Annotated in this window: 28 protein-coding genes; 15 read left to right on the top strand and 13 right to left on the bottom strand. The window is 69.0% G+C overall.

From position 1 onward, the window contains the following. Positions 1-38 precede the first annotated feature (38 nt). From SK854_RS33365 to SK854_RS33355, 3 genes are read right to left on the bottom strand one after another with little or no spacing between them, the layout of a single operon-like run. Positions 39-1,391, bottom strand: a complete 1,353-nt coding sequence (locus tag SK854_RS33365) for an aldehyde dehydrogenase family protein (protein WP_319979104.1) — start codon at positions 1,389-1,391, stop codon at positions 39-41. After that, the gene (locus SK854_RS33360; protein ID WP_319979103.1) at positions 1,388-2,083 is read right to left on the bottom strand and encodes a gamma-glutamyl-gamma-aminobutyrate hydrolase family protein; all 696 of its coding nucleotides are present in this window, start codon (positions 2,081-2,083) and stop codon (positions 1,388-1,390) included. The genes SK854_RS33365 and SK854_RS33360 overlap by 4 nt, the downstream gene beginning before the upstream one ends. Beyond that, positions 2,070-3,410 carry a glutamine synthetase family protein gene (locus tag SK854_RS33355; RefSeq protein WP_319979102.1) on the bottom strand — a complete coding sequence of 447 codons (1,341 nt, stop codon included), beginning with the start codon at positions 3,408-3,410 and terminating at the stop codon, positions 2,070-2,072. The genes SK854_RS33360 and SK854_RS33355 overlap by 14 nt, the downstream gene beginning before the upstream one ends. 111 nt (positions 3,411-3,521) lie before the next feature. Here SK854_RS33355 and eat point away from each other — a divergent pair, with 111 nt between their 5' ends. From eat to SK854_RS33330, 5 genes are all read left to right on the top strand, one after another. Further along, complete coding sequence (gene eat, locus SK854_RS33350; RefSeq protein WP_319979101.1) at positions 3,522-4,946, top strand: ethanolamine permease; 1,425 nt, start codon at positions 3,522-3,524, stop codon at positions 4,944-4,946. Between the two features lie 218 nt (positions 4,947-5,164). Continuing rightward, positions 5,165-6,040, top strand: a complete 876-nt coding sequence (locus SK854_RS33345; protein ID WP_319979100.1) for an IniB N-terminal domain-containing protein — start codon at positions 5,165-5,167, stop codon at positions 6,038-6,040. A 13-nt stretch (positions 6,041-6,053) separates the two neighbouring features. Continuing rightward, positions 6,054-6,947, top strand: a complete 894-nt coding sequence (locus SK854_RS33340; RefSeq protein ID WP_319979099.1) for an NAD-dependent epimerase/dehydratase family protein — start codon at positions 6,054-6,056, stop codon at positions 6,945-6,947. Further along, a complete protein-coding gene (locus SK854_RS33335; RefSeq protein WP_319979098.1) occupies positions 6,940-7,803 on the top strand; it encodes a 3-hydroxybutyryl-CoA dehydrogenase in 864 nt (287 codons plus the stop codon). Before SK854_RS33340 ends, SK854_RS33335 begins: the two co-directional genes overlap by 8 nt. Then, on the top strand, positions 7,803-8,171 hold the full coding sequence (locus tag SK854_RS33330; protein WP_319979097.1) for a hypothetical protein: 369 nt from the start codon (positions 7,803-7,805) through the stop codon (positions 8,169-8,171). Before SK854_RS33335 ends, SK854_RS33330 begins: the two co-directional genes overlap by 1 nt. On the opposite strand, the gene SK854_RS33325 is transcribed toward SK854_RS33330, so the two are convergent. The 8 genes from SK854_RS33325 to SK854_RS33290 form a co-directional block, all read right to left on the bottom strand. Beyond that, positions 8,168-8,749: a GTP-binding protein gene (locus SK854_RS33325; protein ID WP_319979096.1), complete on the bottom strand. Its 582-nt coding sequence runs from the start codon at positions 8,747-8,749 to the stop codon at positions 8,168-8,170. The genes SK854_RS33330 and SK854_RS33325 overlap by 4 nt on opposite strands. Continuing rightward, positions 8,730-9,095, bottom strand: coding sequence for a DUF742 domain-containing protein (locus tag SK854_RS33320; RefSeq protein ID WP_319979095.1), 366 nt, complete (start codon positions 9,093-9,095; stop codon positions 8,730-8,732). The genes SK854_RS33325 and SK854_RS33320 overlap by 20 nt, the downstream gene beginning before the upstream one ends. After that, positions 9,095-9,529 (bottom strand): roadblock/LC7 domain-containing protein, encoded by a 435-nt coding sequence (locus tag SK854_RS33315; RefSeq protein ID WP_093601109.1) that lies wholly within the window; start codon positions 9,527-9,529, stop codon positions 9,095-9,097. Before SK854_RS33315 ends, SK854_RS33320 begins: the two co-directional genes overlap by 1 nt. Then, complete coding sequence (locus SK854_RS33310; RefSeq protein WP_319979094.1) at positions 9,526-11,895, bottom strand: sensor histidine kinase; 2,370 nt, start codon at positions 11,893-11,895, stop codon at positions 9,526-9,528. The genes SK854_RS33315 and SK854_RS33310 overlap by 4 nt, the downstream gene beginning before the upstream one ends. A gap of 222 nt (positions 11,896-12,117) precedes the next feature. Then, complete coding sequence (locus tag SK854_RS33305; protein ID WP_319979093.1) at positions 12,118-13,017, bottom strand: NHL repeat-containing protein; 900 nt, start codon at positions 13,015-13,017, stop codon at positions 12,118-12,120. Between the two features lie 84 nt (positions 13,018-13,101). Next, the gene (locus SK854_RS33300) at positions 13,102-13,944 is read right to left on the bottom strand and encodes a helix-turn-helix domain-containing protein (RefSeq protein ID WP_319979092.1); all 843 of its coding nucleotides are present in this window, start codon (positions 13,942-13,944) and stop codon (positions 13,102-13,104) included. 119 nt (positions 13,945-14,063) lie between these two features. Beyond that, positions 14,064-14,801 (bottom strand): ATP-binding protein, encoded by a 738-nt coding sequence (locus SK854_RS33295; RefSeq protein ID WP_319979091.1) that lies wholly within the window; start codon positions 14,799-14,801, stop codon positions 14,064-14,066. A 51-nt stretch (positions 14,802-14,852) separates the two neighbouring features. Continuing rightward, a complete protein-coding gene (locus SK854_RS33290; RefSeq protein ID WP_319979090.1) occupies positions 14,853-15,176 on the bottom strand; it encodes a hypothetical protein in 324 nt (107 codons plus the stop codon). A gap of 171 nt (positions 15,177-15,347) precedes the next feature. Between SK854_RS33290 and SK854_RS33285 the strand changes: the two genes are divergently transcribed. After that, a complete protein-coding gene (locus SK854_RS33285) occupies positions 15,348-15,887 on the top strand; it encodes a hypothetical protein (protein WP_319979089.1) in 540 nt (179 codons plus the stop codon). Between the two features lie 45 nt (positions 15,888-15,932). Here SK854_RS33285 and SK854_RS33280 read toward each other — a convergent pair whose 3' ends face one another. After that, the gene (locus SK854_RS33280; RefSeq protein WP_319979088.1) at positions 15,933-16,139 is read right to left on the bottom strand and encodes a hypothetical protein; all 207 of its coding nucleotides are present in this window, start codon (positions 16,137-16,139) and stop codon (positions 15,933-15,935) included. Positions 16,140-16,196: 57 nt separating this feature from the next. Next, on the bottom strand, positions 16,197-17,636 hold the full coding sequence (locus SK854_RS33275) for a PucR family transcriptional regulator (RefSeq protein WP_319979087.1): 1,440 nt from the start codon (positions 17,634-17,636) through the stop codon (positions 16,197-16,199). Between the two features lie 127 nt (positions 17,637-17,763). On the opposite strand from SK854_RS33275, the gene uraH reads away from it, so the two are divergent. From uraH to SK854_RS33230, 9 genes are all read left to right on the top strand, one after another. Then, on the top strand, positions 17,764-18,078 hold the full coding sequence (gene uraH / locus SK854_RS33270) for a hydroxyisourate hydrolase (protein ID WP_319979086.1): 315 nt from the start codon (positions 17,764-17,766) through the stop codon (positions 18,076-18,078). Between the two features lie 2 nt (positions 18,079-18,080). Further along, complete coding sequence (locus tag SK854_RS33265; protein WP_319979085.1) at positions 18,081-18,941, top strand: FAD binding domain-containing protein; 861 nt, start codon at positions 18,081-18,083, stop codon at positions 18,939-18,941. Further along, positions 18,932-19,393 (top strand): (2Fe-2S)-binding protein, encoded by a 462-nt coding sequence (locus SK854_RS33260; protein WP_093601091.1) that lies wholly within the window; start codon positions 18,932-18,934, stop codon positions 19,391-19,393. The genes SK854_RS33265 and SK854_RS33260 overlap by 10 nt, the downstream gene beginning before the upstream one ends. Then, positions 19,390-20,742 (top strand): 8-oxoguanine deaminase, encoded by a 1,353-nt coding sequence (locus SK854_RS33255; RefSeq protein WP_319979084.1) that lies wholly within the window; start codon positions 19,390-19,392, stop codon positions 20,740-20,742. The genes SK854_RS33260 and SK854_RS33255 overlap by 4 nt, the downstream gene beginning before the upstream one ends. Further along, a complete protein-coding gene (locus SK854_RS33250) occupies positions 20,739-22,925 on the top strand; it encodes a molybdopterin cofactor-binding domain-containing protein (RefSeq protein ID WP_319979083.1) in 2,187 nt (728 codons plus the stop codon). Before SK854_RS33255 ends, SK854_RS33250 begins: the two co-directional genes overlap by 4 nt. Positions 22,926-22,944: 19 nt before the next feature. After that, positions 22,945-23,406 (top strand): nucleoside deaminase, encoded by a 462-nt coding sequence (locus tag SK854_RS33245; RefSeq protein WP_319979082.1) that lies wholly within the window; start codon positions 22,945-22,947, stop codon positions 23,404-23,406. 160 nt (positions 23,407-23,566) lie between these two features. Beyond that, a complete protein-coding gene (locus SK854_RS33240; RefSeq protein WP_319979081.1) occupies positions 23,567-24,973 on the top strand; it encodes an NCS2 family permease in 1,407 nt (468 codons plus the stop codon). A gap of 61 nt (positions 24,974-25,034) precedes the next feature. After that, a complete protein-coding gene (locus SK854_RS33235) occupies positions 25,035-26,117 on the top strand; it encodes an XdhC family protein (protein WP_319979080.1) in 1,083 nt (360 codons plus the stop codon). Then, positions 26,002-26,331 carry an allophanate hydrolase-related protein gene (locus SK854_RS33230; RefSeq protein ID WP_406601867.1) on the top strand — a complete coding sequence of 110 codons (330 nt, stop codon included), beginning with the start codon at positions 26,002-26,004 and terminating at the stop codon, positions 26,329-26,331. The genes SK854_RS33235 and SK854_RS33230 overlap by 116 nt, the downstream gene beginning before the upstream one ends. Positions 26,332-26,347 lie beyond the last annotated feature (16 nt).

Genomic DNA, 26,347 nt, shown 5'->3' with positions numbered 1-26,347 from the left:
TTGTTCTCCTCAGGTTGCCAGAATCAGTCGGACCGGAATCAGGTAGCGATGAAGACGTTCTTGACTTCGGTGAACGAGTCGAGCGCGTCCGGGCCCAGTTCGCGCCCGAGCCCCGACTGCTTCACGCCACCGAACGGCGTCCAGTAGCGGACGGACGAATGCGAGTTCACCGACAGGTTTCCGGCCTCGACCGCGCGCGAGACGCGGATCGCGCGGCCGACGTCGTTCGTCCAGATCGATCCGGACAGCCCGTACTCGGAGTCGTTCGCGATCCTGACGGCGTCGGCCTCGTCGGTGAACGGGAGCACGACGACGACCGGTCCGAAGATCTCCTCCGTGACCGTCACGTGGCCGGCGGGTGGCGTCAGAACCGTGGGCGGGAACCAGAAACCAGGTCCGTCCGGCGACGATCCGCGGAACGCGACGTGGGTGTCGTCTGGGACGTAAGACGCGACCTTGTCCAGGTGCGCCGCGGTGATGAGCGGCCCCATCTCGGTCGCCTCGTCGCCGGGCTCGCCGACCTTCACGCCCTTGACCGCGGGTTCCAGCAGTTCCATGAACCGGTCGTAGACACTGGCCTGAACGAGGATCCGCGACCGGGCGCAGCAGTCCTGCCCCGCGTTGTCGAACACCCCGTACGGCGCCGTGGCGGCGGCCTTCTCCAGGTCGGAGTCCGCGAAGACGATGTTCGCCGACTTGCCGCCCAGCTCCAGGGTCACCCGCTTCACCTGGTTCGCGCAGCCCGCCATGATCTGCTTGCCGACCTCGGTCGAGCCGGTGAAGACGACCTTGCGCACCAACGGATGCGTGACGAACCGGTTGCCGACGACGCTGCCCTTGCCGGGCAGGACCTGGAACACGCCCTCCGGGATGCCCGCCTCCAGCGCCAGCTCGCCGAGCCGGATCGCGGTCAGCGGAGTGACCTCCGCGGGCTTCAGCACCACCGTGTTGCCGGCCGCGAGTGCGGGCGCGAAGCCCCAGCCCGCGATCGGCATCGGGAAGTTCCACGGCACGATCACGCCGACGACGCCGAGCGGCTCGTGGAACGTGACGTCGAGCCCGCCCGCGACCGGGATCTGCTTGCCGAACAGGCGTTCCGGGGCGGCCGAGTAGTACTGGAGCACGTCGCGGACGTTGCCCGCCTCCCAGCGGGCGTTGCCGATGGTGTGCCCGGAGTTCTCGACCTCCAGCCGCGCCAGTTCCTCGACGTGCGCGTCGACGATCTCCGCGAACTTCCGCAGCAGCCGGGCGCGATCGCCGGGAGCGACGTTCCGCCAGCTCTCGAACGCCTTCTGCGCCCGGCCGATCGCCGCGTCCGTGTCGCCGAGAGTGGTGTGCGGCACGGACCGCACCACCTTCTCGGTGGCGGGGTTGATGACGTCAAAGGTCACGACGCTTTACTCCTTGCGGCGGCTACGAGAGCTTCGAAAAGCCTCAGGTCTTCGATGTCCTGTTCCGGGTGCGACTGCACGCCGACGACGAACCGCGCCCCGTCCAGCTCAACGGCTTCCACGGTCCCGTCGGGTGCCTGCGCGGTGACGCGCAGCCCGTCCGCCACGCGGTCCAGCGACTGGTGGTGATGGCACTGAACGGTCGTTCGATCGCCCAGGATCGCGTGCAGCTGGGTATCGGCGGCGACCGTGATGTCGGTGCTCCCGAACACGCCCGGCGCCTCGTTGTGGCCCTCGATGTGCTGGTGCAGCGTGCCTCCAAGAGCCACGTTGAGCACCTGCATGCCGCGGCACACGCCGAGCACCGGCAGGTCGAGCTTCAGCGCGGCCTCGGCGAGCGCGAACTCGGCATCGTCGCGGGCGCGGCTCGGTTCGCCGGTCCTCTCGTGCTTCTCGGCACCATAGGCGGCGGGGTCGATGTCCGCGCCGCCCGCGATCACCAGGCCGTCGAGGAACCCGATGGTCTCGGCGCTCCACGTGCCGACCGGCGGCAGCATGACGGGGTTGCCACCGGCCTCGACGACGCAGTCGAGGTAGCCGCGGTAGAGCACCGCCGCTTCCACGTCCCAGAGCCCGAAGCGCGTGCGCTCCAGGTACGTGCTGATGCCGATGAGCGGCTTAGAGGCGCTCAAACCCGCGCACCTTCTCCCAGTCCGTGACCGCCGCCTCGAACGCGGTCAGCTCGACCCTGGCCGCGTTCAGGTAGTGGTCGACGACGTCCTTGCCGAACGCGTCGCGCGCGATCGTGCTGCCCGCCAGCAGTTCCGCCGACTCCTTGAGCGTCGTGGGCACCGTCGGCCGGTCGGACGCGTAGGCGTTGCCGACGAACTCGTCCTCCAGTTCCAGCTTCTGCTCGACGCCGTGCAGACCGGCCGCGATCAGGGCCGCCACCGCGAGGTACGGGTTCACGTCACCGCCGGGGACCCGGTTCTCGAACCGCAGCCCGTGGCCGTGGCCGACGACCCGCAGTGCGCACGTGCGGTTGTCGCGACCCCACGCCACCGCGGTCGGCGCGAACGAGCCCTTCACGAAACGCTTGTAGGAGTTGATGTTCGGGGCGAGGAAGTACGTGAGCTCCCGCAGCCCGGCCAGCTGTCCCGCGAGGAAGTGCTTCATCAGCTGCGACATGCCGTGGCCCTCGGCGAAGACCGGCTCGCCTTCCTTGGAGCGCAAGGAAAGGTGAATGTGGCAGGAGTTGCCCTCGCGTTCGTTGTACTTCGCCATGAACGTGAGCGCTTTGCCCTGCTGTGCCGCGATCTCCTTGGAGCCGTTCTTGTAGATGGCGTGCTGGTCGCACGTGCGCAGCGCCGTCGTGTACTTGAACGCGATCTCGTGCTGACCGGGGTTACACTCGCCCTTGGCCGACTCGACGGTCAGGCCGGCGCCCGTCATGCCGTTGCGGATGGCGCGCAGCAACGGTTCCACGCGCGCGGTGCCGAGCAACGAGTAGTCGACGTTGTACTGGTTCGACGGGGTGAGGTTGCGGTAGCCGGCGTTCCACGCCTGCTCGTAGCTGTCGTCGAAGAGGATGAACTCCAGCTCGGTGCCGACGTAGCAGTCCAGCCCGAGCGCCGCGAGCCGGTCGAGCTGCTTGCGCAGGACCTGGCGCGGCGAGGCGACGACCGGGTCGCCGTTCTCCCAGACGACGTCGCACATGACGAGCGCGGTGCCCTCCTGCCACGGCACGCGGCGCAGCGTCTCCATGTCCGGCTTCATCACGAAGTCGCCGTACCCGCGCTCCCAGCTCGACATCTCGAAGCCGCTGACCGGGTTCATCTCGACGTCGACGGCGAGCAGGTAGTTGCAGCCCTCCGCGGAGTGCCCGAGAACGTCGTCGAGGAAGTACTGCGCAGCGCACCGCTTGCCCTGCAGGCGGCCCTGCATGTCCACGATCGCGACCAGGACGGTGTCGATCTCACCGGCGTCCACGGCCTCGCGCAACTCCTCGACGGTCAGCATCTCCGCGTTCCTCCAAAGGTATGTCTGCGAGCCATTGGCGGCACCATCTTGACACCGCTGGGTGCTGAGCGCCACCCTCAACCACCGCTTAAAGGACTATTAGGAGTCCATATGGCCAAGCACGTCGAGTACGAGAAGGTGAGCAGCGACTACCTGGAGCACCGGCAGCTGAAAAGAGGCGCGGCAGGGTGGGTCCTGCTGGCCGGGCTGGGTGTCTCGTACGTGATCTCCGGCGACTTCGCCGGGTGGAACTTCGGCCTCGCCCAGGGCGGCTGGGGCGGGATGCTGGTCGCCACGATCCTGATGGCGACGATGTACACGTGCATGGTGTTCGGTCTGGCCGAACTGGCATCGGCGCTCCCCGTGGCGGGCGCCGGTTACGGTTTCGCGAGGCGCGCGCTCGGCCCGTTGGGCGGGTACGCCACAGGTATCGCCATTCTCATCGAGTACGCCATCGCTCCCGCGGCGATCTCGGTGTTCATCGGCGACTACATCAAGGCACTCGGTCTCCTGGACGCCACGTGGCCGGTGTACCTCGCCTGCTACGTGATCTTCGTCGGTATTCACCTGTACGGCGTCGGCGAGGCGCTGCGGGTGATGTTCGTGATCACCGGGGTCGCGGTCGTGGCGCTGGTCGCGTTCGTGGCGGGCATGATCCCGAAGTTCGACTCCGCGAAGCTGTTCGACATCGGCGACGGCTCGTTCCTGCCGATGGGCGTGACCGGGGCGTGGGGCGCGATCGTGTTCGCGATCTGGTTCTTCCTCGCGGTCGAGGGCGTGCCGCTGGCCGCCGAGGAAGCACGGGATCCCAAGCGGGACATGCCTCGCGGCATCATCGGCGCGATGGTCGTCCTGCTGGTGTTCGCGGCGGCGATCCTGCTCGTGGCTCCCGGTGGCGCGGGCTCGAAGGTGCTGGAGGCGTCCGGAAACCCGTTGCCCGAGGCGGTTCGCGCGGCCTACGGCGGCGACACGTTCCTGGCGCAGCTGGTGAACTACGTCGGCCTGGCGGGTCTGGTCGCGTCGTTCTTCTCGATCATCTACGCCTACTCGCGGCAGCTGTTCGCGTTGTCCCGCGCGGGATATCTGCCGCGCTGGATGTCGAAGACCGGCAAGCGCAAGACGCCCTACCTGGCCTTGATCGTGCCCGGCACCATCGGGTTCGTTCTCGCGACCGTGATGAAGAGCGTCGACCCCGTGACCGGCGGGGCGCGGCTCATCAACATCGCGGTGTTCGGTGCGGCTCTGTCGTACGTGCTGATGATGGTGTCGCACATCGTCCTGCGTAAGACGGCGCCGGACCTGCCTCGCCCGTACCGGACTCCTGGCGGTGTGGTGACCACGGGCGTGGCGCTGGTTCTGGCCGTGGCGGCGGTCATCGCGACGTTCTTCGTCGACGAGATCGCTGCCGCTGTGACGGCGGGCATCGTGCTGGTCGCAGTTGGGTACTACTGGTTCTACAGCCGGCACCACCTGGTCGCGAACGCTCCCGAGGAGGAGTTCGCGGCGATCGCCAAGGCGGAGGCCGAACTCGACTGAGCGAGCACCGAGCGGCGGCACGGGCCTCGTCGGCCGTGCCGCCGCTCGGCGTCTCCGGGCCCCTAACGAGGTGCGGCATCCCCCTAATGGGTGACCTTCGGCCCCTAAGGAGTTCGACCGTCCGAAGTATGGGGATCACACCCGATGTCCGGGGGATCTTGATCTCAATACGGTTCCTGGCGACATCCCCGAACCGCCGTAGGAGCTCCACTCCCATGATGCAGCAGGACATTCAGCCGGCCACCCCGCAGCAGCCCGTTCAGCCCGCCGCGCCCGAGGCGACCGCCGCGGCCACCCCGGTGGCCATGCCGCAGGAGGCCCAGCCGGCCACGCTGCAGGAGTTCGCCCTGAACCTCCTGAACGACCCGGCGGCCCTGTCTGCGTTCGACCTCGACCCCGAGGGCGTCCTCAGCTCCTGCGGTCTGAGCGACATCACCCCCGGTGACGTCCAGGAGATCCTCCCGCTGGTGCTCGACGCCGCCTCGATCGCGGACGTCGACGGCCTCTCGTCCTACAACGCCCTCACCGGCCTCGCGAACCTCGACGCCGCCAACGGCCTCGCCGGCGACCTGTCCGGTCACTGCGACGTGTCGAGCACCCTCGACGGCGTCACCGGCGTCGTCCCCGGCCTCGGCGACGTGGCCGGTCTGGGCGGCGTGGGCGGTCTGGGCGGCGTGGGCGGCCTGGGCGGCGTGGGCGGCCTGGGCGGCGTCACGGACCTCGGCAACGTCACCGACCTGTCCGGTGTCACGGGTCTCGCCGGCACGGGCGACGTGCTCGGCACGGTGACCGGGGTGACCGGTGTGGCGGACGTCGACGGCGTGCTCGGCACCGTCACCGGCGTGACCGACGTCGTGTCCGTCGACGGCGTGCCCGGCGTGCTCGGCGCCGTCACCACCGACGTCACGGCCGTCACCGACGTGGTCCACGAGGTCGTCCCGGACGTCGCGCCGGTCAGCGGTGTGCACGACACCGTCCACGGCGTCGTCGACGGCACCGTCGGCAACGTGCTCGGCGGCGACGTGCTCGGCGGCGTCACCGACCTCGACCTGCTCGACGGCGTCGGCGGCCTGACCGAAGGCCTCGGTCTCTGATCTGATTGCTCGGGTGAGCAGACGAGCGTTGATCCTCGGCGGCACGGGCCTCATCGGCCGTGCCGCCGCTCGGCGTTTGAGGCAGGCGGGCTGGACCGTCGACGCCCCCGGCCGCGAGGTCGACCGCGGCGATCCCGAAGCCCTGGCCGCCGCGATGAGCGACGGCGCCGACCTCCTCGTGGACACCCTCTGCTACTCAGCCGCCGACGCCCGCACGCTGGTGCCGTTGGCGCGCAAGGCCGTCTCGACCGTGATGATCTCGGCCAAGGCCGTGTACGTGGACTCTCACGGACGCCACGCGAACTCCTCAGAGCCACCGCGCTTCGACGCCCCGGTGACCGAGGACCAGCCGACGCTCGCGCCACTCGACTCGGACCCGTTCACCCGCGAGGGATATGGGCCGAACAAGGTCGCGGCGGAACGGACGTTGCTCGACAGCGGCCTGCCGGTCACCGTCCTGCGACCGTCCAAAGTGCACGGTCCCGGCAACAAACGTCCGCTGGAGCAGTACTTCGTCGAACGGGTCCTCGCGGGCAACAAGGTCGTCGTGCTGGCGTCCCGCGGCGAGGGCGTCGACCACCCGACCGCCGCCGCGAACCTGGCCGCGCTGATCGAGACCGCCGCCCTGCACCCCGGCGCGCGCGTGTTGAACGCCGCCGACCCGGACGCACCCAACGGCCTGGAGATCTCCCGGATCATCGCGCGCTCGCTCGGGCACGAGTGGCACGAGATCCTGCTGGACCACGACCAGGCCGGCCTGCACCCGTGGCACCGCGGCTTCGTCCTGGACACGTCCGCCGCTCTCGCACTCGGCTACCGGCCGGTCGGCGACTACGCGTTCACCGTCCAGGAGACGCTCCGCGACCTCGTTTCGAGCAGGTCGTGGCAGGATCGGTCGCGTGAGTGACATTCAACGTGTGGGAGTCGTCGGTTCCGGCCTCATGGGCTCCGGAATCGCCGAGGTGAGTGCCCGTGCCGGCCTCGACGTCATCGTCGCCGAGGTCAACGCGGGTGCGGCCGAGGCAGCGCAGGGGCGGATCGCCACCTCGCTGGCCAGGGGCGTCAAGTCGGGCAAGCTCAGCGAGGAGGACCGCGACGCCGCTCTGGGGCGCATCCGGTTCACCACGGACATGGGCGAGTTCGCCGACCGGCAGTTCGTGGTCGAGGCGGTCGCCGAGAACGAGCAGATCAAGACGGACGTCTTCACCACGCTCGACAAGGTCGTGAAGGACGAGGACGCCATCTTCGCGTCCAACACGTCGTCCATCCCGATCATGAAGCTGGGCATGGCCACCGGCCGTCCCGAGCAGGTCATCGGCGTGCACTTCTTCAACCCGGTGCCGGTGCTCAAGCTCGTGGAGATCGTGCCGTCGCTGCTGACCGGCGCCACCACCCAGGTCCGCGCCGAGGCGTTCGTGCGCGCCACGCTGGGCAAGGAGGTCATCCGCTCGCAGGACCGCGCCGGTTTCGTGGTCAACGCGCTGCTGATCCCCTACCTGCTCTCCTCGATCCGCATGCTGGAGTCCGGCTTCGCCTCGGCCGACGACATCGACAACGGCATGGTGCTCGGCTGCGCGCACCCGATGGGTCCGCTGCGCCTCACCGACCTGATCGGCCTCGACACCACGAAGGCCATCGCCGAGTCGATGTACGACGAGTTCAAGGAGCCGCTGTACTCGCCGCCGCCGCTGCTGCTGCGCATGGTGGACGCGGGCCTGCTGGGCAAGAAGTCCGGGCGCGGTTTCCACAACTACGCGAAGTAGTGCCGGAGAGCTGGGCCGTTGACGGCGATCACCTCGCACCCGACGAGGTGGTCGCCGCTTTGCGCGCGAGGATCAGCGCCGGGCACCGCGAAACCTGGCTGACCAGCGAGTCCGGCCGGATGCTCGCCTTCGTGACCAACACCGAGCGCGCCATGGTGATGCTGCTCGACGGAGAAGGCGACCCCGGCGAGCACGCCGCAGCCCCGGAAGCCACCGGCTCCAGCGACGGCTTCGTGCTCTCCAACGGCCAGAACGACGAGTACCCGGACACGGACACCGTGCCGATCGGCGAGGCGCTGAGGATCGTCGAGCACGTCGTCCGCGAGGGTTCCTGGCCCGCGGACGCGCACCACGTGAGCGATCGCTAGACCGCGGCCAGCCGGTTCATCGAGTGCTGGATCAGCCCGACGAGCACGGCCTTCGAGGACTCCCGGTCGCGCGCGTCGCACAACAGCACTGGAATCGCCTCGTCCAGGTCCAGGGCGTGCCGGACCTCGTCCACCGTGTACATCTGCGACCCGTCGAAGCAGTTCACGGCGACGATGAACGGGATGTCCCGGTGCTCGAAGAAGTCGATCGAGGGGAACGACGAGTCGAGTCGCCGCGTGTCCACCAGGACCACGGCGCCGATGGCACCGGTCGCCAGCTCGTCCCACATGAACCAGAACCTGTTCTGGCCCGGCGTGCCGAACAGGTAGAGCACCACCTTGGTGTTGATGGTGATGCGGCCGAAGTCGAGGGCGACGGTGGTGGTGTCCTTGCCCTCGATGCCCGCGAGGTCGTCGACGTGCACGCCGGCCTCGGTGAGCAGTTCCTCGGTCCGAAGCGGCGGGATCTCGGACACCGACGCGACCATGGTGGTCTTGCCGGTGCCGAACCCGCCCGCGATGACGATCTTGACCGCGGTCGGCACGATCAACTGGCCATCAGATCCCACGAACACCATCCAGTACGGCCTGCAGGAGATCCCTGTCGGGAATCTTGGGGGTGGAGTTCTGCACGAGCACGTCGCCACGCTCGATGAGGTCCGACAGCAGGACCTTCACCACGACGAGCGGCACGTCGAGGTAGGCGGCGACCTCGGCGACCGAGAGCGGGCGTGCGCACAGTGCCATGATCTCGCGATGTTCGACCATCAGCGACGTCTGGTCGGACGCAAACGCGGAGGCTCGGACCTGCGTGACGAGATGAAGATCAGGCGCGTTCGGCCGGGTGCGGCCGCGCACCATCGCGTAGGGCCGCACCAACGGTCCCGCGGCCTCGTCGTACCACCAGTCGTCGCGCCCGGTCATCAGCGCGACTCACGCGCCGAGGGCACAGTCGCCGTCTCCTGGCGCGGAGCCGACGACAGGTACGTACCCACCCTCTTGACCAGCATGTTCATCTCGTAGGCGATCATGCCCATGTCCGCGTCCTCCTCGCCGAGCACGGCCAGGCAGGCGCCGTGACCGGCGGCCGTCACGAAAAGATACGCGTGTTCCATCTCCACGATCGTCTGCCGGACGGCGCCACCTCCGAAGTGCCGGCCGGTGCCGCGGGCGAGCGACTGGAACGCCGACGCCATCGCGGACAGGTGTTCCGAGTCGTCGCGGGACAGCCCGGCCGAGCGGCCGAGCAGGAGTCCGTCCGCCGACAGCACGACCGCGTGGCGGGCGCCGACCACTCGCTGGATCAGGTCCTCCAGCAACCAGTTCAGTTCGCCGTGCTGGCTTGCGTTGTCCTTCATGACGAGGGGGCTCCTTCTGATCTCCAGTCGTCGGTCAGCCGGGCGTCACGGGTGCCGCGCTGGAACGCGGCCAGTCCGTCACGGGACCGCTCGGCCAGCCTTTCGCCGGTCACCGGCTCGGCGGGTGGCGGCTCCTCCGAGGACTGCATGAGCTGCGGCGCGAGGTTCTGCCGCTTCTTCCTGCGGGGAAGGGGTGCCTTCCCGTCCTGGGCCGGAGGTGCCGCGGGGGTCGGTTCCTCCACCGATGCTTCTGCTGCGGACACGGCCGCGGGGGCAACTGGGCTCATATCAGGTTCTACGAGCGCCCTCAGCCCCGCGTTCAGTGCCTTCTGCACTTCGGGATTCACCTTCACGGGAAAGCTCGGGTGGTCCGCGCCGTGGCCGTGGTACGTGTCGTGGAACGACTGCACCGGCATCTGCGTGGTCTCGGTGATGTCGCCGGCGGCGTTGTGCGGGGCGACGATGTTCGGCGGCAGCACGCACAACGCGACCGTGCCGCCGTAGGGCGAGTCGCGCAACTCCACCTTGATGCCGCGCCGGGCGGCGAGCCGGGCGACGACGAACAGGCCCAGCCGGGACTCGCCGCGGAACGCCATCGTCTCGAAGTCGGGCGGGTTGGAGAGCTTCGCGTTGGCCTGCAGGCGTTCCTCCTGCGTCATGCCCAGGCCGTGATCCTCGATCTCGATCACGATGCCGTGCGGCACGGCGTTGGAGTGGACGATCACCTCGGAGCGCGGCGAGGAGAACGCCGTCGCGTTGTCGACGAGTTCGGCGAGCAGGTGGATGGTGTCGGCGACGGCCACGCCCACCAGCGCGCGGTCCGGCACCGGGTTGACCCTGACCCGGACGTACTGCTCGGTCTCGGCGACCGCGGACCGCAGGACGTCGCTGAGCCGCACCGGCTTGCGCCACTGCCTGCCCGGCTGCTCCCCGGCGAGGATGATCAGGTTCTCCGCGTTGCGGCGGGCGCGGGTGGCCAGGTGGTCGAGCTGGAACAACGAGTCGAGCCGCTCGGGGTGCTCCTCCTCGCGCTCCAGCTTGTCGAGGATCTTGATCTGCCGGTGCACCAGGCCCTGGTTGCGGTGTGCGATGTCGAGGAAGACCCGGTTCACGCCCTCGCGTGCCTGCGTCTCCTTCACCGCCGCCGCGACCGCCGTGTACTGGGCGGCGTTGAACGCGTCCGCGACCTGGCCGATCTCGTCGTTGCCGTAGTCGAGCGGCGGCATGTCGCGGTGGACGTCCACCTGCTCACCGCCGCGCAGGCGCGCCACGATGTGCGGCAGCCGTTCCTGCGCGAGCCGCAGCGTGTCCTCCCGCAGCGACGCCAGCCGGGTGACCAGGGCGCGCGACACGAGCCGGTTCGAGATGCGCAACGCCAGCACGATGCCGACGACGACCGCGAGCAACGCGATGAGGCTGCCGATGAGCACCGCGGCGACCCGGCTGTTGGCCTTGTCGAGGCCGAGGTCGGCGGCGTCGCGGGCCTGCGTGACGGCGAGCCCGACGAGGTTGTCGTGCACCGGCGCGGCCGCCCCGCGCCACTGCTCGTCGGTCACCGTCGCGTCGGAGTTGATGATCCGGCCTTCGAGATCGAGCAGCGACCGGTACTCGGTGCTGCCGCGCAGCGCGTCGTACAGCGAGCGCGGCTGCTCCAGCGCGAACGGGATCGTGGCGTCGAGACCCGAGTGGTACGCGCCGACCAGCCGGGCGAACTCGACGCGTTCGGCCGCAGTGAACCGGCCGTTGAGCAGCCCCCGCGAGCCGATCGTGGCACCGCGCGACAGCCAGTCCGCGGCCTGGAAGATCGTGACCGCCTGGACGTTCGCCTGGCTCGCCTCCGAGTCGGGCACGAGACGCGCCTGCCGGGCGAGCAGCGCGACGCCCGAGTCGAGCAGGCTGTTGTAGTAGTCGTAGACGGCCTGCGGGTTCGCCGACCCCGAGTCGATCCGTGTGCGCTGCTGCGGCAGCTCGTTCAGCACGGAGTCGAGGGCGTTGATCCGGTCGACGGTGTCCTGGGGCGCGCTGCTGGAGAGTTCCGCGAACGCGTCCTTCATCTTGCGCACGGCTTCGTCGGTGACGCCCTGCTGACGTTTCAACCCCGCCTTGTCGACGCCCCCGACGCCGCTGAGGACCTCCAGGGTCAGCTGGCGTTCCTTCTGCAGACCGGCGAGCGCCTCGACGGACGGGATCGTCGCGCCCTTGACCCCGGTGGCGACCGACCGCATGTAGAAACCGTCAAAAAGGGTGTACGAGGAGAAAACGGCCCACATGACCAGCAGGACCACGCTGGGAACGACCACTACACCGGCCAGCCGCGACCGAATGGTCCGGTAGTTGGTCGGTGTGTAACCGCTCTTCTCGTTCACAGCGCTCTCACGGTCTCCTGTGTCCCACGGCTAGCGCTGCGGGTAACCCAACTAACTCCTTCGGCTGCATTTAGGTTACGGGGAGAGATCATCGTTACCCAATGACAGCGATCACACGCAGTACGCGGTCGCAGGCTACCCAGTCGAGTGACTGGAGCAACACCCAGTACGGGGGTTCTTGCCTTGTGAGAACCCCCGTACGGGCTAGTTCTGTCGCTCGTTCTACGGGCGCTCCACCGCGATGACGTTGTAAGTCGTCTCGGGCGTCGGAGGCGTGCTGAACCGGGCATTCGGCAGGTAGAGGCGCTTGCCGAACGCGGCGACCGTCGTGGGAACGTCGAACCGCGCGTCCGTGCGTTCCGCCGCGAGCGTCGCGCCATCACGACTGAGCGTGTAGCGCGCGACTTTGTTCAGCCTGTTTTGCACCACGTACAACTGCCGTCCCTCACGCAACAGACCGTCACCATTGGTGAGTGTTTGACCGCTCAAATTGATCTCGGTCGATTTGCCGCTCCGGGGATCGATCCGGAAGAGCTTTCCGGTGTTGCTCTGCACGACGATCAAGCCGCCGTCGAGCCCCGTGACGATGCCGTTGAGGTTCGTCGCGCCGGGGGTGACGACGAGGTCGCCGGTCAGCGCGAGCGTCCGGTGCGGCTTCAGGCTCAGCGGCACCTCGTAGAGCACCGCTTTGCGCGAGTCGGTGAACCACGCCGACCTGTCGGTCAGCACGACGTCGTTGACGAACGTGTCCGCGGTGGCGAACTGGAACTTCGCCAGCAACGCACCCGTGCGCGTGTCGTAGACCCGTGCGTCGCCGCCCGTGCCACCCGAGACCCACAGCCGTTTGCGGTTGTCGACCTTCAAGCCGAGCGACGGCGTGCCGGGCCCCTTCGCGAGCACCTTGCCAGTGCCGGTGCGCAGGTCCGCCGCGTAGATCGACCCGTCGGCCCGCGACCCGAAGTAGGCCGTGGTGCCGCTGATGGCGATGCCTTCGGGTTGCCATCCGTTGGGCAGGGAGAACTCGGTTGGGAAGTGCCTGGAACCGTCCGCGGTGGCCGGCGCCGCGGCGGTGAGCGTGACGCCCAGGACCGCCGCCAGCAGGACACCGAATCTGCGGTACATGCCGCCTCCTTGTCGGATTGGGTGCGTCCCTGATCCTTCTCCTGCTGACGGCCGAACAGGAGTTTTCTCAGGAATCCGACATCTCTACAGGTCAGCGGCGGCCTCGGCGATGAGCTCCAGCGACTCGCCGGTCCCCAGCGCCGTCTCCCGCAGGCTCGCGAACCGCAGCGCGCACTGCTCGGTCAGCCCCGGCTCCTCGACGTACTCGCCCTTGATGAACGTCTCCAGGTACGCCACGTCGTTGTGCTGCCGGTGCGGGAACCCCAGCAACGTGAACGGCGACCCCATCGCCGGATACGCCCCCGCGCCCCTCGGCACCACCTGCACGGTCACCGCCTCGTGCTCGCTGACCTCCATCAGGTGCAGCAGCTGCGCCTTCATCACCCGCGGCCCGCCGATCACCTGCCGCAGCACCGCCTCCGGGAACACCGCCTGCACCGCCAGCGGATCCTTGTCGGTCAGTCGCGTCGCCCACGCCTCCCGCACCATCGCGAGCCGCGCCGTCCGCACCGGATCGTCGTCCTGCAGAACGGCGTTCGTGTAACCGGGAAGCTGGAACACCGCCGGAACGAGATCCGTCGTGAACGCGCGCAACAACGTCGCCTCGAACACCAGATTCGCGAAGTCCGCCGCCGGATCGAAGTTCAGGCCGTCGCCTCCGGCGCGCGCACGGGCCCGTTCCGCGTACTGCGCCCGCAACACCACGGCCTGCCATTCCGGAGTCGGCACTTTGTAGACGTAACCGAGCGCCATGACGTCCACGGGCGCCGAGGGCTGCACCGCGTTCTCCATCATGGACAGCTTGGCGCTGCTGAAACCCACGCGCTGGCCGGCCTCCGTGAGGCTCAGCTCGCGCTCGTCGCGCCACCCGGCCAGCTGCCGCCCGATGGCGCGTTCGAGCGTCGTGGCCCGGAAATCCTTCGGCATGACGCGAAGGATATGACCAATTCGGATTCCCGAAAGGGACGGGTCGCTGTGGACAACCCTTTACTGCCAACGATCTTCGTTAGACGGAATGCTTTGCGTTAAACGGCCGTGCGCCCTATTTACGATTGATAGCGCTTTGCGCGCGCATGAGCACGCACGAGATCATGGAAGCGGAACGCGTAGTCCCCGACCTCGGTCAGCAACGACTTCTCGACCAGGTCGTCCAGCGCGTCCTCGACGTCGCAGTCGGCCTCGCCCGCGATCGCTGCCGCCACCGGCACCCCGAACGCGTCCGGCTCCCACGCGCACAGCCGGTAGAGCCGCGCCTGCCGTTCCGGAAGCTCCACATAGGACCGATCGAGCAACGGCCCGAGCCGCCCGTCGTCGGCGAGCGGCTCGACACCGATCTCCTGCGCCTGCGGCAGGTTCAGCGTCGAACGGCTCGTGACGAGCACCGTGCCCGAAGCGGGCAGCAGCGGCGTCACCTGCTCGGCGGAGTCCGCGTTGTCCAGCAACAGGGTGAACTGCCGCAGTGTGACGAGACTGCGGAAGACCGAAGGCTCGTCGCCGGATTCGACGTCCAGCCCGAACGCCCGCAGCACCTGACTCAGGTCGTGCGCGGCCAGGTCGACGTAGAGCTGGTCGCCGGATCCCCGCTCCCGCAACCACTTCAGCGCCAGCGCGGTCTTCCCCACCCCGCTCGCGCCGTGCAGCACCGTCACCCCGGCCCTGATGCCCGCCAGCTCCGCGTCCCTGCCGACGAAGTGCCGCGGTGGCGCCGGCGGCCGGAACCGCGGCGGTACGTCGTTCCTGCCCCTGATGACCCCTGTGGCTCTGACAGCCAGTACGTCACTCATCAACCCGTACCTCCCCGACACGTTGAAGTTACGGGCTTTCCTCGTCTTACATCAGACGGCCATAGAGTGATCGCACGTGAGCGCGGCCCCGGTCTTCGACGTCGAAGAACGAACCTGCCGCCCGTTTATGATGATCTTGCAGGTGAGCTCCCCGTGCACGCCCTCCAGCCGGATGACGACCCTCCCCTTGCGCTTGCCCATGCGCTCGAACGGCAGGTCGGGGTTGCGCAGGGTCCGTTCCTCCTCACCAGGAAAGGTGTAGGTGAGCCGGTCGGTCGTGCCCGTCCCCTCGACCACGACGCGGATGTTGGGCACTGCCGCACAACCGGCGCTTCCGGCCAGCAGCAGGCCCACGAGTAAGGCAGCGGTCTTCATGCCCCGAACGGTAGGAAGCCCATGCGTGCTCCGGCATCAGCCTGAAGGCTCAAGAAGCATCAGCCATCAGAGTGACAACCGTGTAGGAGAAATGTAGAGCCGGTCGAGACGCTCGTGCGGCCACGATCCCGGAAGCCGTGGGGTCGCCGGCACTCGAGGGAGGAATCGGAAATGAGCGTTCACTGGAAGCGCCGCGCGGCCGGTCTCGCCGCTGCCGCGCTCGGCGTGGTGGCACTGCTGGGGGCGGCCGGTCCGGCCGGAGCGGCGCCCGCCGCCGACACGACGGGGATCCAGATCGAGGCGGTCAGCAGCGACACGCCGGTCATGGTGTCGGACCTGACCGACATCGACGCCTCCGCCGTCTACTACTGCGCGGTCCGGGACAACACCTTCGGCTGTCAGTCGGGCTCGCCGGGCGACGGACTCGTGGTCGCCAGGCTCTACCACAACCCGAACTTCGGTGGCTCGGAAGTGGTGGTCTTCAACCCGGCCTACCAGGTCGGCTGCTCTTCGAGCACGACCGACAACGAGGGCGGAGCACCGCTCGGCGGCGCGGGCAACAACCTGATCAGCTCGGTGCGCACGTACAACTCGTGCGACGTCAAGCTGTTCGACGGGACCGGCGGGACCGGCACTGCCTCCGCGTGGCTGGACAACGCCGGGACCTTGGGAGCGTGGGACAACCGCGCAGGCTCCTTCAGGATCTCCTGATCGGACCGTGGGACGGCGTCTGCCCGGACGCCGTCCCACGGCACGTCACAGCGACAACCCCTGATGCCTCAGGCATTCCTCGACCCGCAACCGCTCGATCTCGCGGTCCATCCCTTCTGGCAACAAGTGCAACCGGTGCTCGACGCCCAACGCGGTGCAGGCCTGGACGAGCAGCGCGTCATAGGCCTGCCGAGCGCCGATCTTCTTGATCGCGGACGCACCGGGCTCGAAGGAGGCCCGCACCCGGCGCACGCGACGAAGGTCGGCCGCGATTCGTTCTATCGGCCGATGTTCGGGCACCCGCCCAAGCTACCCCGACTGCAACGCCAGGAAGAGGTCCACGCGCGCCTCGAACTCCGCCAGGTCGGCGCCGAGCAGGTCCTCCACGCGCCCCACCCGATACCGCAACGTGTTCACGTGGACGTGCAACTTGCCCGCCGCCGCCGTCCACGAACCAGAACAGTCGAGGAACACCTTCAACGTGCCCACGAGATCCGACCCGTGCTCGGCGTCGTAGTCCAGCACCGGGCCGAGGAGCCGCCGGCGCAACGACGCGCGCAACTCCTCCGGCACGCCCGCGAGCAGCAGTTGGTGCAGTGCGATCTCCTCACCCGCCACCACACACGTGCGACCGCCACGGCGCTCTCCCAGCCGACGCGCGTGCGTGGCTTCCTCTGCCGCACCGCGCAGTCCGCGAGAGGTGACCGGTGAGCTGATGCCGACGAGCACGCGGGACGAGCCGAGGCCCGGTTCCATCACGCGCATCGCCTCGCGGACGTCGTCGGGCACCGAGTCGCCGGCCTTCGCCACCGCGTAGACCGTGTCGCCGACCGGTGTCACGAGGGCCTGGGGCAGCGCTTCCTCCAGCACCGCCGCCGCGAGTTCCGTTCGCTGGTCGGAGGTGACCGCGCTGATCACCCGCAGCTGGGCGCTCTCCAGGCCGGCGGCCGCCAGCCGTGACTCCAGGTCGGCCGATCCGCTCAGCACGGCGGACACCAGCGGTGCGGCCGTGCGGTTCTCGATCTGGCGGCCCTGGGCCTCGCGCAGTCGTTCCAGCCCCACCAGCGACGCGAGTTCGGCGGCGGCCTCGGGTTGCACCGAGCCGCCCACGACGAGGATCCAGCTGGTGAGCCGGTTGCCGCCGCGTTCGGAGACGGGGACCAGGGTGACGCCCCTGACCGTCTTCGGGAGGCGGTCGGCCTGCAGGAACTCCTTCACCAGCGCGACCCGTTCGCGCAGTTCGCCGCCCGCGACGACGCGGCCGGTCGTGGACAGCACCCAGCACGAGGCGCCGAGTTCGTGGCTGCCCGCCAGCAGCAGCGCGGGCAGGCCGGAGCCCTCCGCGACGACGTTCAGCAGGCGGCGGTGGCGGGAGAGGCCGACCAGTTCCATCGAGACGCGTTCGGTGATGGTCGCGAACGAGAGGTCGACCGGCACCTCCAGCAGCGGCACGTGGTGGCGGAGGCAGGCGTCGACCAGGTCGTCGGGCAGGGCGCGGTTCTCGGTCTCGGACGCGGCCAGGCCGGCGACGCGGGCCGAGGCGAGGGAGCGGACGAACGTCTCGGAGTCCTGCGGGCCGTGGTGCCAGAGCAGGCCGGACAGCACGAGCTCCCCGCCGGACAGGTACCGGCTGGGGTCGGGCAGCTCCGTTCCGTACACGCGGGTGACGGTGCGGTCGAGCTGGTCTTCACCGGTGTGCAGGCTCAGGCGCAGTTCCGGCATCTGCAGCAACGTCCGCAGGAGCAACATGAGAGGTCACTTTCGTCCATTCGTGTTTGTAGGAAAGCACAAATTCGTTACGTGTAGGAACCTCCTGATTCATGCGTCTCGCCGTAGAGGTGTGTACCTCTAGGTCTGTGTACTGGCTCACAACCAGATGGGAGGGCGAGTGACGATCTCCACGCATGTGCTGGACGCGGCGCGAGGCAGGCCGTTCGCCGGAATCGCCGTGTCGCTGCAGCGCCGCGACGGGACCGAGGTGGCCAACGCCGAGACGAACACCGATGGCCGGATCACCGGATGGGGTGACGGTCTGGAGGCCGGGGTCTACCGGCTGGTGTTCGACACCGCGCAGGCGGCGCCGTTCTTCCCCGAGGTCGTGCTCACCTTCGACTACTCCGATCCGGCGCAGCACTACCACGTGCCGTTGCTGCTGTCGCCGTTCGCCTACTCCACCTACCGAGGTAGCTGACGATGGACTTCCTTCGACCGGAAACGCTTGCGGAGGCGTTGGAGCTCAAGGCGGAACGCCCTGACGCCGTGCCGATCGCCGGTGGCACGGACGTCATGGTGGAGCTGAACTACGACCACCGCAGGCCCTCCGCGCTCCTGGACCTGACCCGGATTCCCGAGCTCCAGCAGTGGTCCGACGGGCTGCGGGTCGGCGCCGGCGTGCCGTACGTGCGGATCATCGACGAACTGGGCGCGCAGCTGCCGGGCCTGGCCATGGCCGCACGAACGGTCGGGTCGCCGCAGATCCGCAACCGCGGCACGGTCGGCGGCAACCTCGGCGCGGCCTCCCCCGCCGGGGACACGCACCCGGTGCTGCTGGCGTCCGACGCGGTCATCGAGGTGGCCTCCGTGCGCGGCACGCGGATGATCCCGGCCGCCGAGTTCTACCTGGGGGTCAAGCGGAACGCGCTGGAGCAGGACGAACTGATCGTGGCGGTTCACCTGTCGCCTGCCAAGGGGCCACAACAGTTCTCGAAGGTCGGCACGCGCAACGCCATGGTGATCGCGGTGTGCTCGTTCGGGATCTCGTTGTTCCCGGAGGAGAACCGGGTGGGCGCAGCGGTCGGGTCCGCCGCCCCGACACCGCGCCGGGCCGGTGAGGCCGAGCAGTTCCTGGCCTCGACGCTGGACTTCAGGAACCCCCAGCCGTTGCTGGACTCGGTGAAGCGCGAGTTCGGGGAACTGGTGTCCCGAGCCGCGTCGCCGATCGACGACGTGCGCGGGTCGGCGGCCTATCGCAAGCACGCCTTGGCAGTGATGGCTCGCCGGACCCTGGGATGGGCCTGGCAGGAACTTCTTGATGGGGAGCGGGCATGCGCGTGAACGTGACGGTCAACGGCGAGCAGCGCCAGGCCGACGACGTGTGGGAAGGCGAGTCGCTGTTGTTCATGCTGCGTGAGCGACTCGGGCTGCCCGGCTCGAAGAACGCCTGCGAGCAGGGCGAATGCGGTTCGTGCACGGTGTACCTGGACAAGGTGCCGGTGTGCGCGTGCCTGGTCGCGGCCGGGCAGGCGCAGGACCGTGAGGTGACGACGGTCGAGGGGCTCGCGGACGGGGACGTGCTGGACCCCGTGCAGGAGGCGTTCGTCGAGGCGGGCGCGGTGCAGTGCGGGTTCTGCACACCGGGTCTCGTGGTGCAGGCGCACGACCTGCTGGACCGCGTGCCGAACCCGTCGGATCCGGAGATCCGCGAGGCGCTGGCCGGAAACCTGTGCCGCTGCACGGGGTACGAGAAGATCCTGGACGCCGTGCGACTGGCGGCGTCGCGCCGATGATCGTCCTCGACCGCTGCGCGGTGTCCACTGTGGACGAGGCCGGGACCGAGCACCTGTCCGGGCACGTCGTGATCGACGGCGGGCGCGTCAGGTCCGTCGGTTCGGGTGCGGCGCCCCGGCCCTCCGAGTCGCACACCTACGTCGACGCGTCGTCGTGCCTGGTGACGCCCGGGTTGATCAACACGCACCACCACCTCTACCAGTGGGCGACGCGCGGGCTCGCCACCGACGCCACCCTGTTCGAGTGGCTGACCACGCTGTATCCGGTGTGGCGCGGACTCGACGACACCGTGACGCACGCAGCGGCGTCCGCCGGTCTGGCGCGGCTGGCGTTGACGGGTTGCACGCTGGCCGCCGACCACCACTACGTCTTTCCGTCCGGTGGCGGCGACGTCTTCGACGCGCTGGTGTCGGCGGGGCGGCGCATCGGGATCCGCCTGGAGGCGATCCGCGGCTCGATGGACCGCGGTCAGTCGCACGGCGGGCTGCCGCCGGACAACCTGGTCGAGGAGACCGAGGCCGCGCTGATCGCGACCGAGCGGGCGATCGGCGACTACCACTCCACCGCGGACGACGCGCTGGTGCGGGTGGCCGTCGGGCCGTGCTCGCCGTTCTCGGTGTCGCGCGAGCTCATGACCGGTGCCGCGGATCTGGCTCGCCGCAACGACGTCCGGCTGCACACGCACCTCGCCGAGACGATGGACGAGGAAGAGCAGTGCCTGGCGGAGAACGGCTGCACGCCGACCGAGTACGCCGAGCAGCTCGGCTGGCTAGGGCCGGACGTGTGGCTCGCGCACACCGTGCACCTGAACTCCGGCGCGGTGAAGCGGCTGGGGGCGACCCGGACCGGGTCCGCGCACTGCCCGACGTCCAACGGGCGGCTGGGCACCGGGATCGCGCCGGTCCGCGACCTGCTGGACGCAGGCGCGCCGGTCGGTCTCGGCGTCGACGGCGCCGCGTCCAACGAGGACGGTGGACTGGTCGTCGAGCTGCGGTCGGCGCTCTACCAGGCGCGGCAGCGCGGCGGTCCGGGCGCGATGGACGCCCGCAAGGCGTTGTGGATGGGCACGATGGGCGGCGCTCAGGTGCTGGGCCGCGCGGACTCGCTGGGTTCGATCGAGCCGGGCAAGGTCGCGGACCTCGCCGTGTGGGATCTGTCCGGAATGGACTACGCGGGGATCGCGGACCCGGTGGCGGCACTGGTGCTCGGCACTCCCCCGCCGTTGAAACTGTTGATCGTCGGCGGTGAGGTCGTGGTGCGGGACGGTGTCCTGCTCACGGCGTCGACCGACGAGCTGGCGCGTGACCTCTCCGCTGCCAGCGCCAAGCTCCAGGAGGCAGCGCGATGACCCTCACTCCGGCCGAACTCACCTCCGCGGTCTCGGGTGGCATCGGGACGTCGCCGCAGCGCCCGGACGGCAACCTGAAGGTGCGCGGCGAGTTCGCCTACGCGTCCGACCTGTGGCACGAGGACATGATCTGGGGCTCGACGCTGCGTTCGCCGCACCCGTATGCCCGCATCACGTCGGTGGACATCACCGAGGCGTTGAAGGTGCCGGGTGTGTACGCGGTGCTGACGCACTCGGACGTACCCGGCCGCAACCTGTACGGGTTGGAGCACAAGGACCAGCCGGTGCTGGCCGTGGACGTCGTGCGCTACCAGGGCGAGCCGATCGCGCTGGTCGGCGCCGACCACCCGGAGACCGCGCTGCGGGCGATGAAGAAGATCGTCGTGACCTACGACGTGCTGGAACCCGTCGTGGACATGGAGACCGCCGCCGAGGACACCCCGTTGCACCCCGGCGGGAACCTGGTGCGGCACGTGCCGATCCGGCGCGGCTCGCAGGACATCACCGCCGACGTGGTGGTGACCGGGCGGTACGAGGTCGGGATGCAGGACCAGGCGTTCCTCGGGCCGGAGTCCGGGCTCGCGGTGCCGGCGACGGACGGTTCGGTCGACCTGTACATCGCGACGCAGTGGCTGCACGTCGACCGCGACCAGATCGCCGCCGCTCTGGGCCTGCCGCAGGAACAGGTGCGGCTGACGCTGTCCGGCGTCGGCGGTGCGTTCGGTGGCCGTGAGGACCTGTCGATGCAGGTGCACGCGTGTCTGCTGGCCCTGCACACCGGCAAGCCCGTGAAGATGGTCTACAACCGCGAAGAGTCGTTCTACGGGCACGTGCACCGGCACCCGGCCGTGCTGTACTACGAGCACGGCGCGGACCACACCGGCAAGCTCGTCTACATCCGCACTCGCATGTACCTGGACGGCGGCGCGTACGCCTCCTCCACCCCCGCTGTCGTAGCTAACGCGGCGACGCTGGGCGTCGGGCCGTACGAGGTCGACAACGTCACGATCGACGCCTACGGCCTCTACACGAACAACCCACCGTGCGGTGCGATGCGCGGATTCGGTGCCGTGCAGGCAGGTTTCGCCTATGAGTCCCAAATGGACAAACTGGCCGAGGCGCTGGGCATGTCACCCGTGGACGTCCGGATCCGGAACGCGATGACCGAGGGTTCGGTGATGCCGACGGGCCAGGTGGTCGACTCGCCCGCGCCCGTCGCGCAGCTGCTGAAGCTGGTGCAGGACAAGCCGCTGCCCGCGGGGAGTTTGACGGACATCCGCGAACTGCCTGGCGGTGTCTCGAACACCACGCACGGCGAGGGCGTCATCCGTGGCGTCGGCTACGCGGTCGGCATCAAGAACATCTGCTTCTCCGAGGGCTACGACGACTACTCGACCGCGCGCGTCCGGGTGTCGATGGTCAACGGCTCGCTGGCCGCCGCCGTGCACACCGCGGCCTGCGAGGTCGGCCAGGGCCTGGTGACGATCATGCAGCAGATCGTGCGGACCGAGCTCGGCATCGAGCTCGTCACCGTGCTGCCGATGGACACCACGATCGGCAACGGCGGCTCGACCTCGGCCTCGCGCCAGACGTACGTCACCGGCGGCGCGGTGAAGGCCGCCTGTGCTCTGGTCCGGTCGCGTTTGGACGGGCGCACGGACATCGGCGACGAGGTGATCGACGAGACCACCGAGTGGCGTCACCGCGCGACCGAGGCCCTCGATCCCGTTACCGGGCAAGGCAACGCGCACGTCCAGTACGGCTTCGCCGCGCACCGCGCCGTGGTCGACGTGGACGTCGATCTCGGCCTGGTGCGCGTCGTCTCGCTGGACTGCGCGCAGGACGTCGGCAAGGCGCTCAACCCGCAGGCCGTGGTCGGCCAGATCCAGGGCGGCTCCGCCCAGGGCCTCGGCCTCGCGGTGATGGAGGAGATCCAGACCTCCGGCGGCAAGGTGCGCAACCCGTCCTTCACCGACTACCTCATCCCCACCGTGCTCGACATGCCGCCGATGAGCATCGACGTGCTCGAGCTCGCCGATCCCCACGCCCCCTACGGGATTCGTGGCGTCGGCGAACCGCCCACCATCTCGTCGACCCCGGCGATCGTGGCGGCGATCCGCGCGGCGACCGGCCTGGCGCTCACCCGCGTCCCGGTCCGCCCGGAACACCTCACCGGTACTTAGAATCCCTGGAGTTTCTGCTGTGAACGCACATCTGCTCGCCACCATCGACCTGGCCACCCGCAACGTGGCCTCCGGCGGGGGCCCGTTCGGCGCGATGATCGTCCGCGACGGCGAGGTGATCGCCACCGGCGTGAACCAGGTGACGCCGAACCTCGACCCGACCGCGCACGCCGAGGTGGTCGCGATCCGCGCGGCCTGCCAGGTGCTCGGTGACTTCCGCCTGACCGGCTGCACGCTGATCTCCTCGTGCGAGCCGTGCCCCTTGTGCTTGTCCGCCGCGCTCTGGGCGCGCGTGGACAAGGTCGTGTACGCCGCCGACCGCGATGACGCGGCGGCGGCCGGGTTCGACGACCGGGAGTTCTACGAACTCTTCAGCAAGTCCCGTTCCGAATGGGACCTGCCCGTGCACCAGATCTCCACAGGCGAGGACAACGCCCCGTTTACCGCGTGGACGTCTCTCGCAACTCGAATCGATTACTAGGGCTGTGTTTGTTCACGAGCAACCAGTCCATGAGCGGCGTGCCCCCGGAGGAGCGCTGGCCGCGCAATAGAGGGCCACAAGCCTGATCGCTGACCGGAGCTGTCTCAATCGCGTTCCGGCGTTGGAACGCGCCCACCGGCATGGGAAAGGCCGTCCATCAATGACCCAGTTACGGAGCCGACCGACGACTTCGTCGCTCGACCAGTTCTTCCGCATCACCGAACGCGGCAGCACGTTCGGACGTGAAGTGCGCGGCGGTATCACGACGTTCGTCGCGATGTCGTACATCGTGCTGCTGAACCCGTTGATCCTCGGCGCGTCCGCGGACATCACCGGCGCCAAGCTCACCATCGCCGAGATCACCACCGCGACCGCGCTGGCGGCCGGTGTGATGACCGTCCTCATGGGACTCGTCGGCAACGCGCCGCTGGCGATCGCCGCCGGTCTCGGCGTGAACGGCGTGGTCGCCTTCCAGATGGCGCCGGCGATGACCTGGGCGCAGGCCTTCGGTCTGGTGGTGCTGGAAGGCATCTGCATCGTGATCATGGCCGCCTCCGGTTTCCGCGAGCGGATCATCAACGCGATCCCGGAGCCGTTGAAGATCGCGATCACCGTGGGCATCGGGCTCTACATCGCTTTGGTGGGACTGGTCTCCGCCGGTTTCGTGACCCGCACGCCGGACGCCGCGCACTCGACGGTGCCGGTGCGGATGGGAGTCGACGGCCACCTGAGCGGCTGGCCGATCGCGATCTTCTGCCTGGGTCTGCTGCTGATGATCGTGCTGCTGGCGCGCAGTGTGCCCGGTGCCGTGCTGATCAGCATCGTGGTGGCCACGGTCGTCGCCATCGTCGTGAACTCCGTGTTCCACGTGCAGGGCTGGGGACTCGTGTCGCCCACGCTGCCGGACTCGGTGGTCAGCTCGCCGGACTTCGGGTTGTTCGGGCGGGTCGACCTGTTCGGCGGCTTCGTGTCCGCCGGTGTGATCGCGGCGACGATCTTCCTGTTCACGCTGGTGCTGTCCGGATTCTTCGACGCCATGGGCACGATCACCTCGGTCTCCGACGAGGCGGGTCTCACCAAGGACGGCAAGGTCGAGGGCATGGGCAGGATCCTCATGGTCGACGGCGCCGGCGCGATCGCCGGTGGCGTCACGGGGTCCGCCCCGAACACCGTGTTCCTGGAGTCGGCCGCGGGCGTTGGCGAAGGCGCCCGAACCGGCCTGGCCTCGGTGGTGACCGGCGGACTGTTCCTGGTGGCACTGCTCTTCACACCGCTGGCGACGGTCGTGCCCGCGCAGGCGGCGGCTCCGGCACTGGTGGTGATCGGCGGCCTGATGATGACCCAGATCCGCCGAATCCCCTGGCAGGAAACGGACTACACGATCCCGGTCTTCCTGACCATCGCCATCATCCCGTTCACCTACTCCATCACCAACGGCATCGGCGCGGGCCTCGTGTCCTACGTCGTGCTGCGCATCTGCAAGGGCCGCTGGCCCGGCTGGCTGATGACCGGCCTGGCGCTGATGTTCGCCGTGTACTTCGGCGTGGATCTGATCAGCGGCAAGTGACGTTCCCAGGCTCGGCCGGGCGGCCACCCGGCCGAGCCCTTCTCCTGACCTGGAGGGCTCGATGCGTGATCTGGCGCCGACTTTGCTGTCGTGGGACCGGTTCGCGGTCGCCTCGGTGGTGGCCGTGCGCGGCAGTGCGCCCCGCCCGGTCGGCGCCGCGATGGCCGTCGGCCCTGCCGGCGAGGTGATCGGCAGCGTGTCCGGCGGCTGCGTGGAGGCCGAGGTCCACGACCTGGCGTGCCAGGTGCTGGAGACCTCCGAGCCGGCTTTCGCCACGTTCGGCTACTCCGACGACACGGCGTTCGCGGTCGGCCTCACCTGCGGCGGATCGCTGGACGTGCTGGTGCAGCGCGACAATCCTTCGTTGCGCGCGGCACTTCAGGCTTCGGTCGACGGACACCCCGTGTCGGTGCGGTTCGAGGCCGAGGGGCGGACGTTCACCGAGTCGTGGATGCCACCACCGCGCCTGCTGGTGTTCGGCGCCATCGACCACGCAGCCGCCGTGGCCGAGATAGGGCGTTTCCTCGGCTATTACGTGACCGTGTGCGACGCACGACCCGTGTTCGCCACTCCCGCACGTTTCCCCGCGGCGCACTCAGTCGTCGTCGACTGGCCGCACCGCTACCTCGCGTCCACCCACACCGACGACTCCACCGCCGTCGTGGTGCTGACCCACGACCCGAAGTTCGACATCCCGGTGCTCGCGGAGGCGCTGTCCAGACCGCTGGCGTTCGTCGGCGCGCTGGGCTCCCGCCGCACGCACGCGGAACGGCTGGAGAAGCTGCGGGAAGCGGGAGTCGGAGAGGCGTCGCTGACGCGGCTCCGTTCCCCCGTCGGCCTCGACCTCGGCGGCCGCAGCCCGGCGGAGACCGCGGTGTCGATCGCGGCCGAACTCGTCGCCGTGCGGCACGGCGGCACCGGACTGCCGTTGACGACGCTGTCCACCCCCATCCACCGAACCCTGGAGAGTCATGGCACTGATCTTCCTCAACGGCGGCGGCATGCGGGGCGGCCCACTGCACTCGCAACTGCAGGGCACGCCGATGGTGTGCCAGGCGCGCAGTGCGGCCAAATACCGCTACTTCTCGGTGCGGGGGAAGTTCCCCGCGATGCACGAGTCGGGCTCGGCCTCGGTGGTGGGTGAGCTCTACGACCTGCCGCTGAAGATCCTGCGCGACCACCTCGTCCCGGCCGAACCCGCCGAACTGGAGATCGGCGTCATCGAACTGGAGGACGGCAGCGCGGCCCTGGCGACCGTGCTGCGTGACGCCATGGTCGATCCACTGCTCCAAACGGGTGACATCCAGGACATCTCGTATCTCGGCGACTGGCGGGAGTTCCTTCATCGCGAGGGGTGAGGGAGTGGCACGGGGG

The organism is Lentzea sokolovensis, from assembly GCF_033949975.1.
Taxonomy (GTDB): domain Bacteria; phylum Actinomycetota; class Actinomycetes; order Mycobacteriales; family Pseudonocardiaceae; genus Lentzea; species Lentzea sokolovensis.
Note: the sequence above shows the minus strand (reverse complement) of the source record. Positions and strands in the feature narration are given on the sequence as shown.

What these genes read in the sequence shown, in the direction of transcription:
- SK854_RS33315 (WP_093601109.1), bottom strand. Translation starts at nt 9,529, where the DNA reads ATGAAGGACAACGCAAGCCAGCACGGCGAACTGAACTGGTTGCTGGAG.
- SK854_RS33275 (WP_319979087.1), bottom strand. Translation starts at nt 17,636, where the DNA reads ATGTTGCTCCTGCGGACGTTGCTGCAGATGCCGGAACTGCGCCTGAGC.
- SK854_RS33355 (WP_319979102.1), bottom strand. Translation starts at nt 3,410, where the DNA reads ATGCTGACCGTCGAGGAGTTGCGCGAGGCCGTGGACGCCGGTGAGATC.
- eat (WP_319979101.1), top strand. Translation starts at nt 3,522, where the DNA reads ATGGCCAAGCACGTCGAGTACGAGAAGGTGAGCAGCGACTACCTGGAG.
- SK854_RS33305 (WP_319979093.1), bottom strand. Translation starts at nt 13,017, where the DNA reads ATGTACCGCAGATTCGGTGTCCTGCTGGCGGCGGTCCTGGGCGTCACG.
- SK854_RS33265 (WP_319979085.1), top strand. Translation starts at nt 18,081, where the DNA reads ATGGACTTCCTTCGACCGGAAACGCTTGCGGAGGCGTTGGAGCTCAAG.
- SK854_RS33240 (WP_319979081.1), top strand. Translation starts at nt 23,567, where the DNA reads ATGACCCAGTTACGGAGCCGACCGACGACTTCGTCGCTCGACCAGTTC.
- SK854_RS33260 (WP_093601091.1), top strand. Translation starts at nt 18,932, where the DNA reads ATGCGCGTGAACGTGACGGTCAACGGCGAGCAGCGCCAGGCCGACGAC.
- SK854_RS33235 (WP_319979080.1), top strand. Translation starts at nt 25,035, where the DNA reads ATGCGTGATCTGGCGCCGACTTTGCTGTCGTGGGACCGGTTCGCGGTC.
- SK854_RS33290 (WP_319979090.1), bottom strand. Translation starts at nt 15,176, where the DNA reads ATGAAGACCGCTGCCTTACTCGTGGGCCTGCTGCTGGCCGGAAGCGCC.
- SK854_RS33325 (WP_319979096.1), bottom strand. Translation starts at nt 8,749, where the DNA reads ATGGTGTTCGTGGGATCTGATGGCCAGTTGATCGTGCCGACCGCGGTC.
- SK854_RS33300 (WP_319979092.1), bottom strand. Translation starts at nt 13,944, where the DNA reads ATGCCGAAGGATTTCCGGGCCACGACGCTCGAACGCGCCATCGGGCGG.
- uraH (WP_319979086.1), top strand. Translation starts at nt 17,764, where the DNA reads ATGGGAGGGCGAGTGACGATCTCCACGCATGTGCTGGACGCGGCGCGA.
- SK854_RS33255 (WP_319979084.1), top strand. Translation starts at nt 19,390, where the DNA reads ATGATCGTCCTCGACCGCTGCGCGGTGTCCACTGTGGACGAGGCCGGG.
- SK854_RS33250 (WP_319979083.1), top strand. Translation starts at nt 20,739, where the DNA reads ATGACCCTCACTCCGGCCGAACTCACCTCCGCGGTCTCGGGTGGCATC.
- SK854_RS33285 (WP_319979089.1), top strand. Translation starts at nt 15,348, where the DNA reads ATGAGCGTTCACTGGAAGCGCCGCGCGGCCGGTCTCGCCGCTGCCGCG.
- SK854_RS33320 (WP_319979095.1), bottom strand. Translation starts at nt 9,095, where the DNA reads ATGACCGGGCGCGACGACTGGTGGTACGACGAGGCCGCGGGACCGTTG.
- SK854_RS33345 (WP_319979100.1), top strand. Translation starts at nt 5,165, where the DNA reads ATGCAGCAGGACATTCAGCCGGCCACCCCGCAGCAGCCCGTTCAGCCC.
- SK854_RS33295 (WP_319979091.1), bottom strand. Translation starts at nt 14,801, where the DNA reads ATGAGTGACGTACTGGCTGTCAGAGCCACAGGGGTCATCAGGGGCAGG.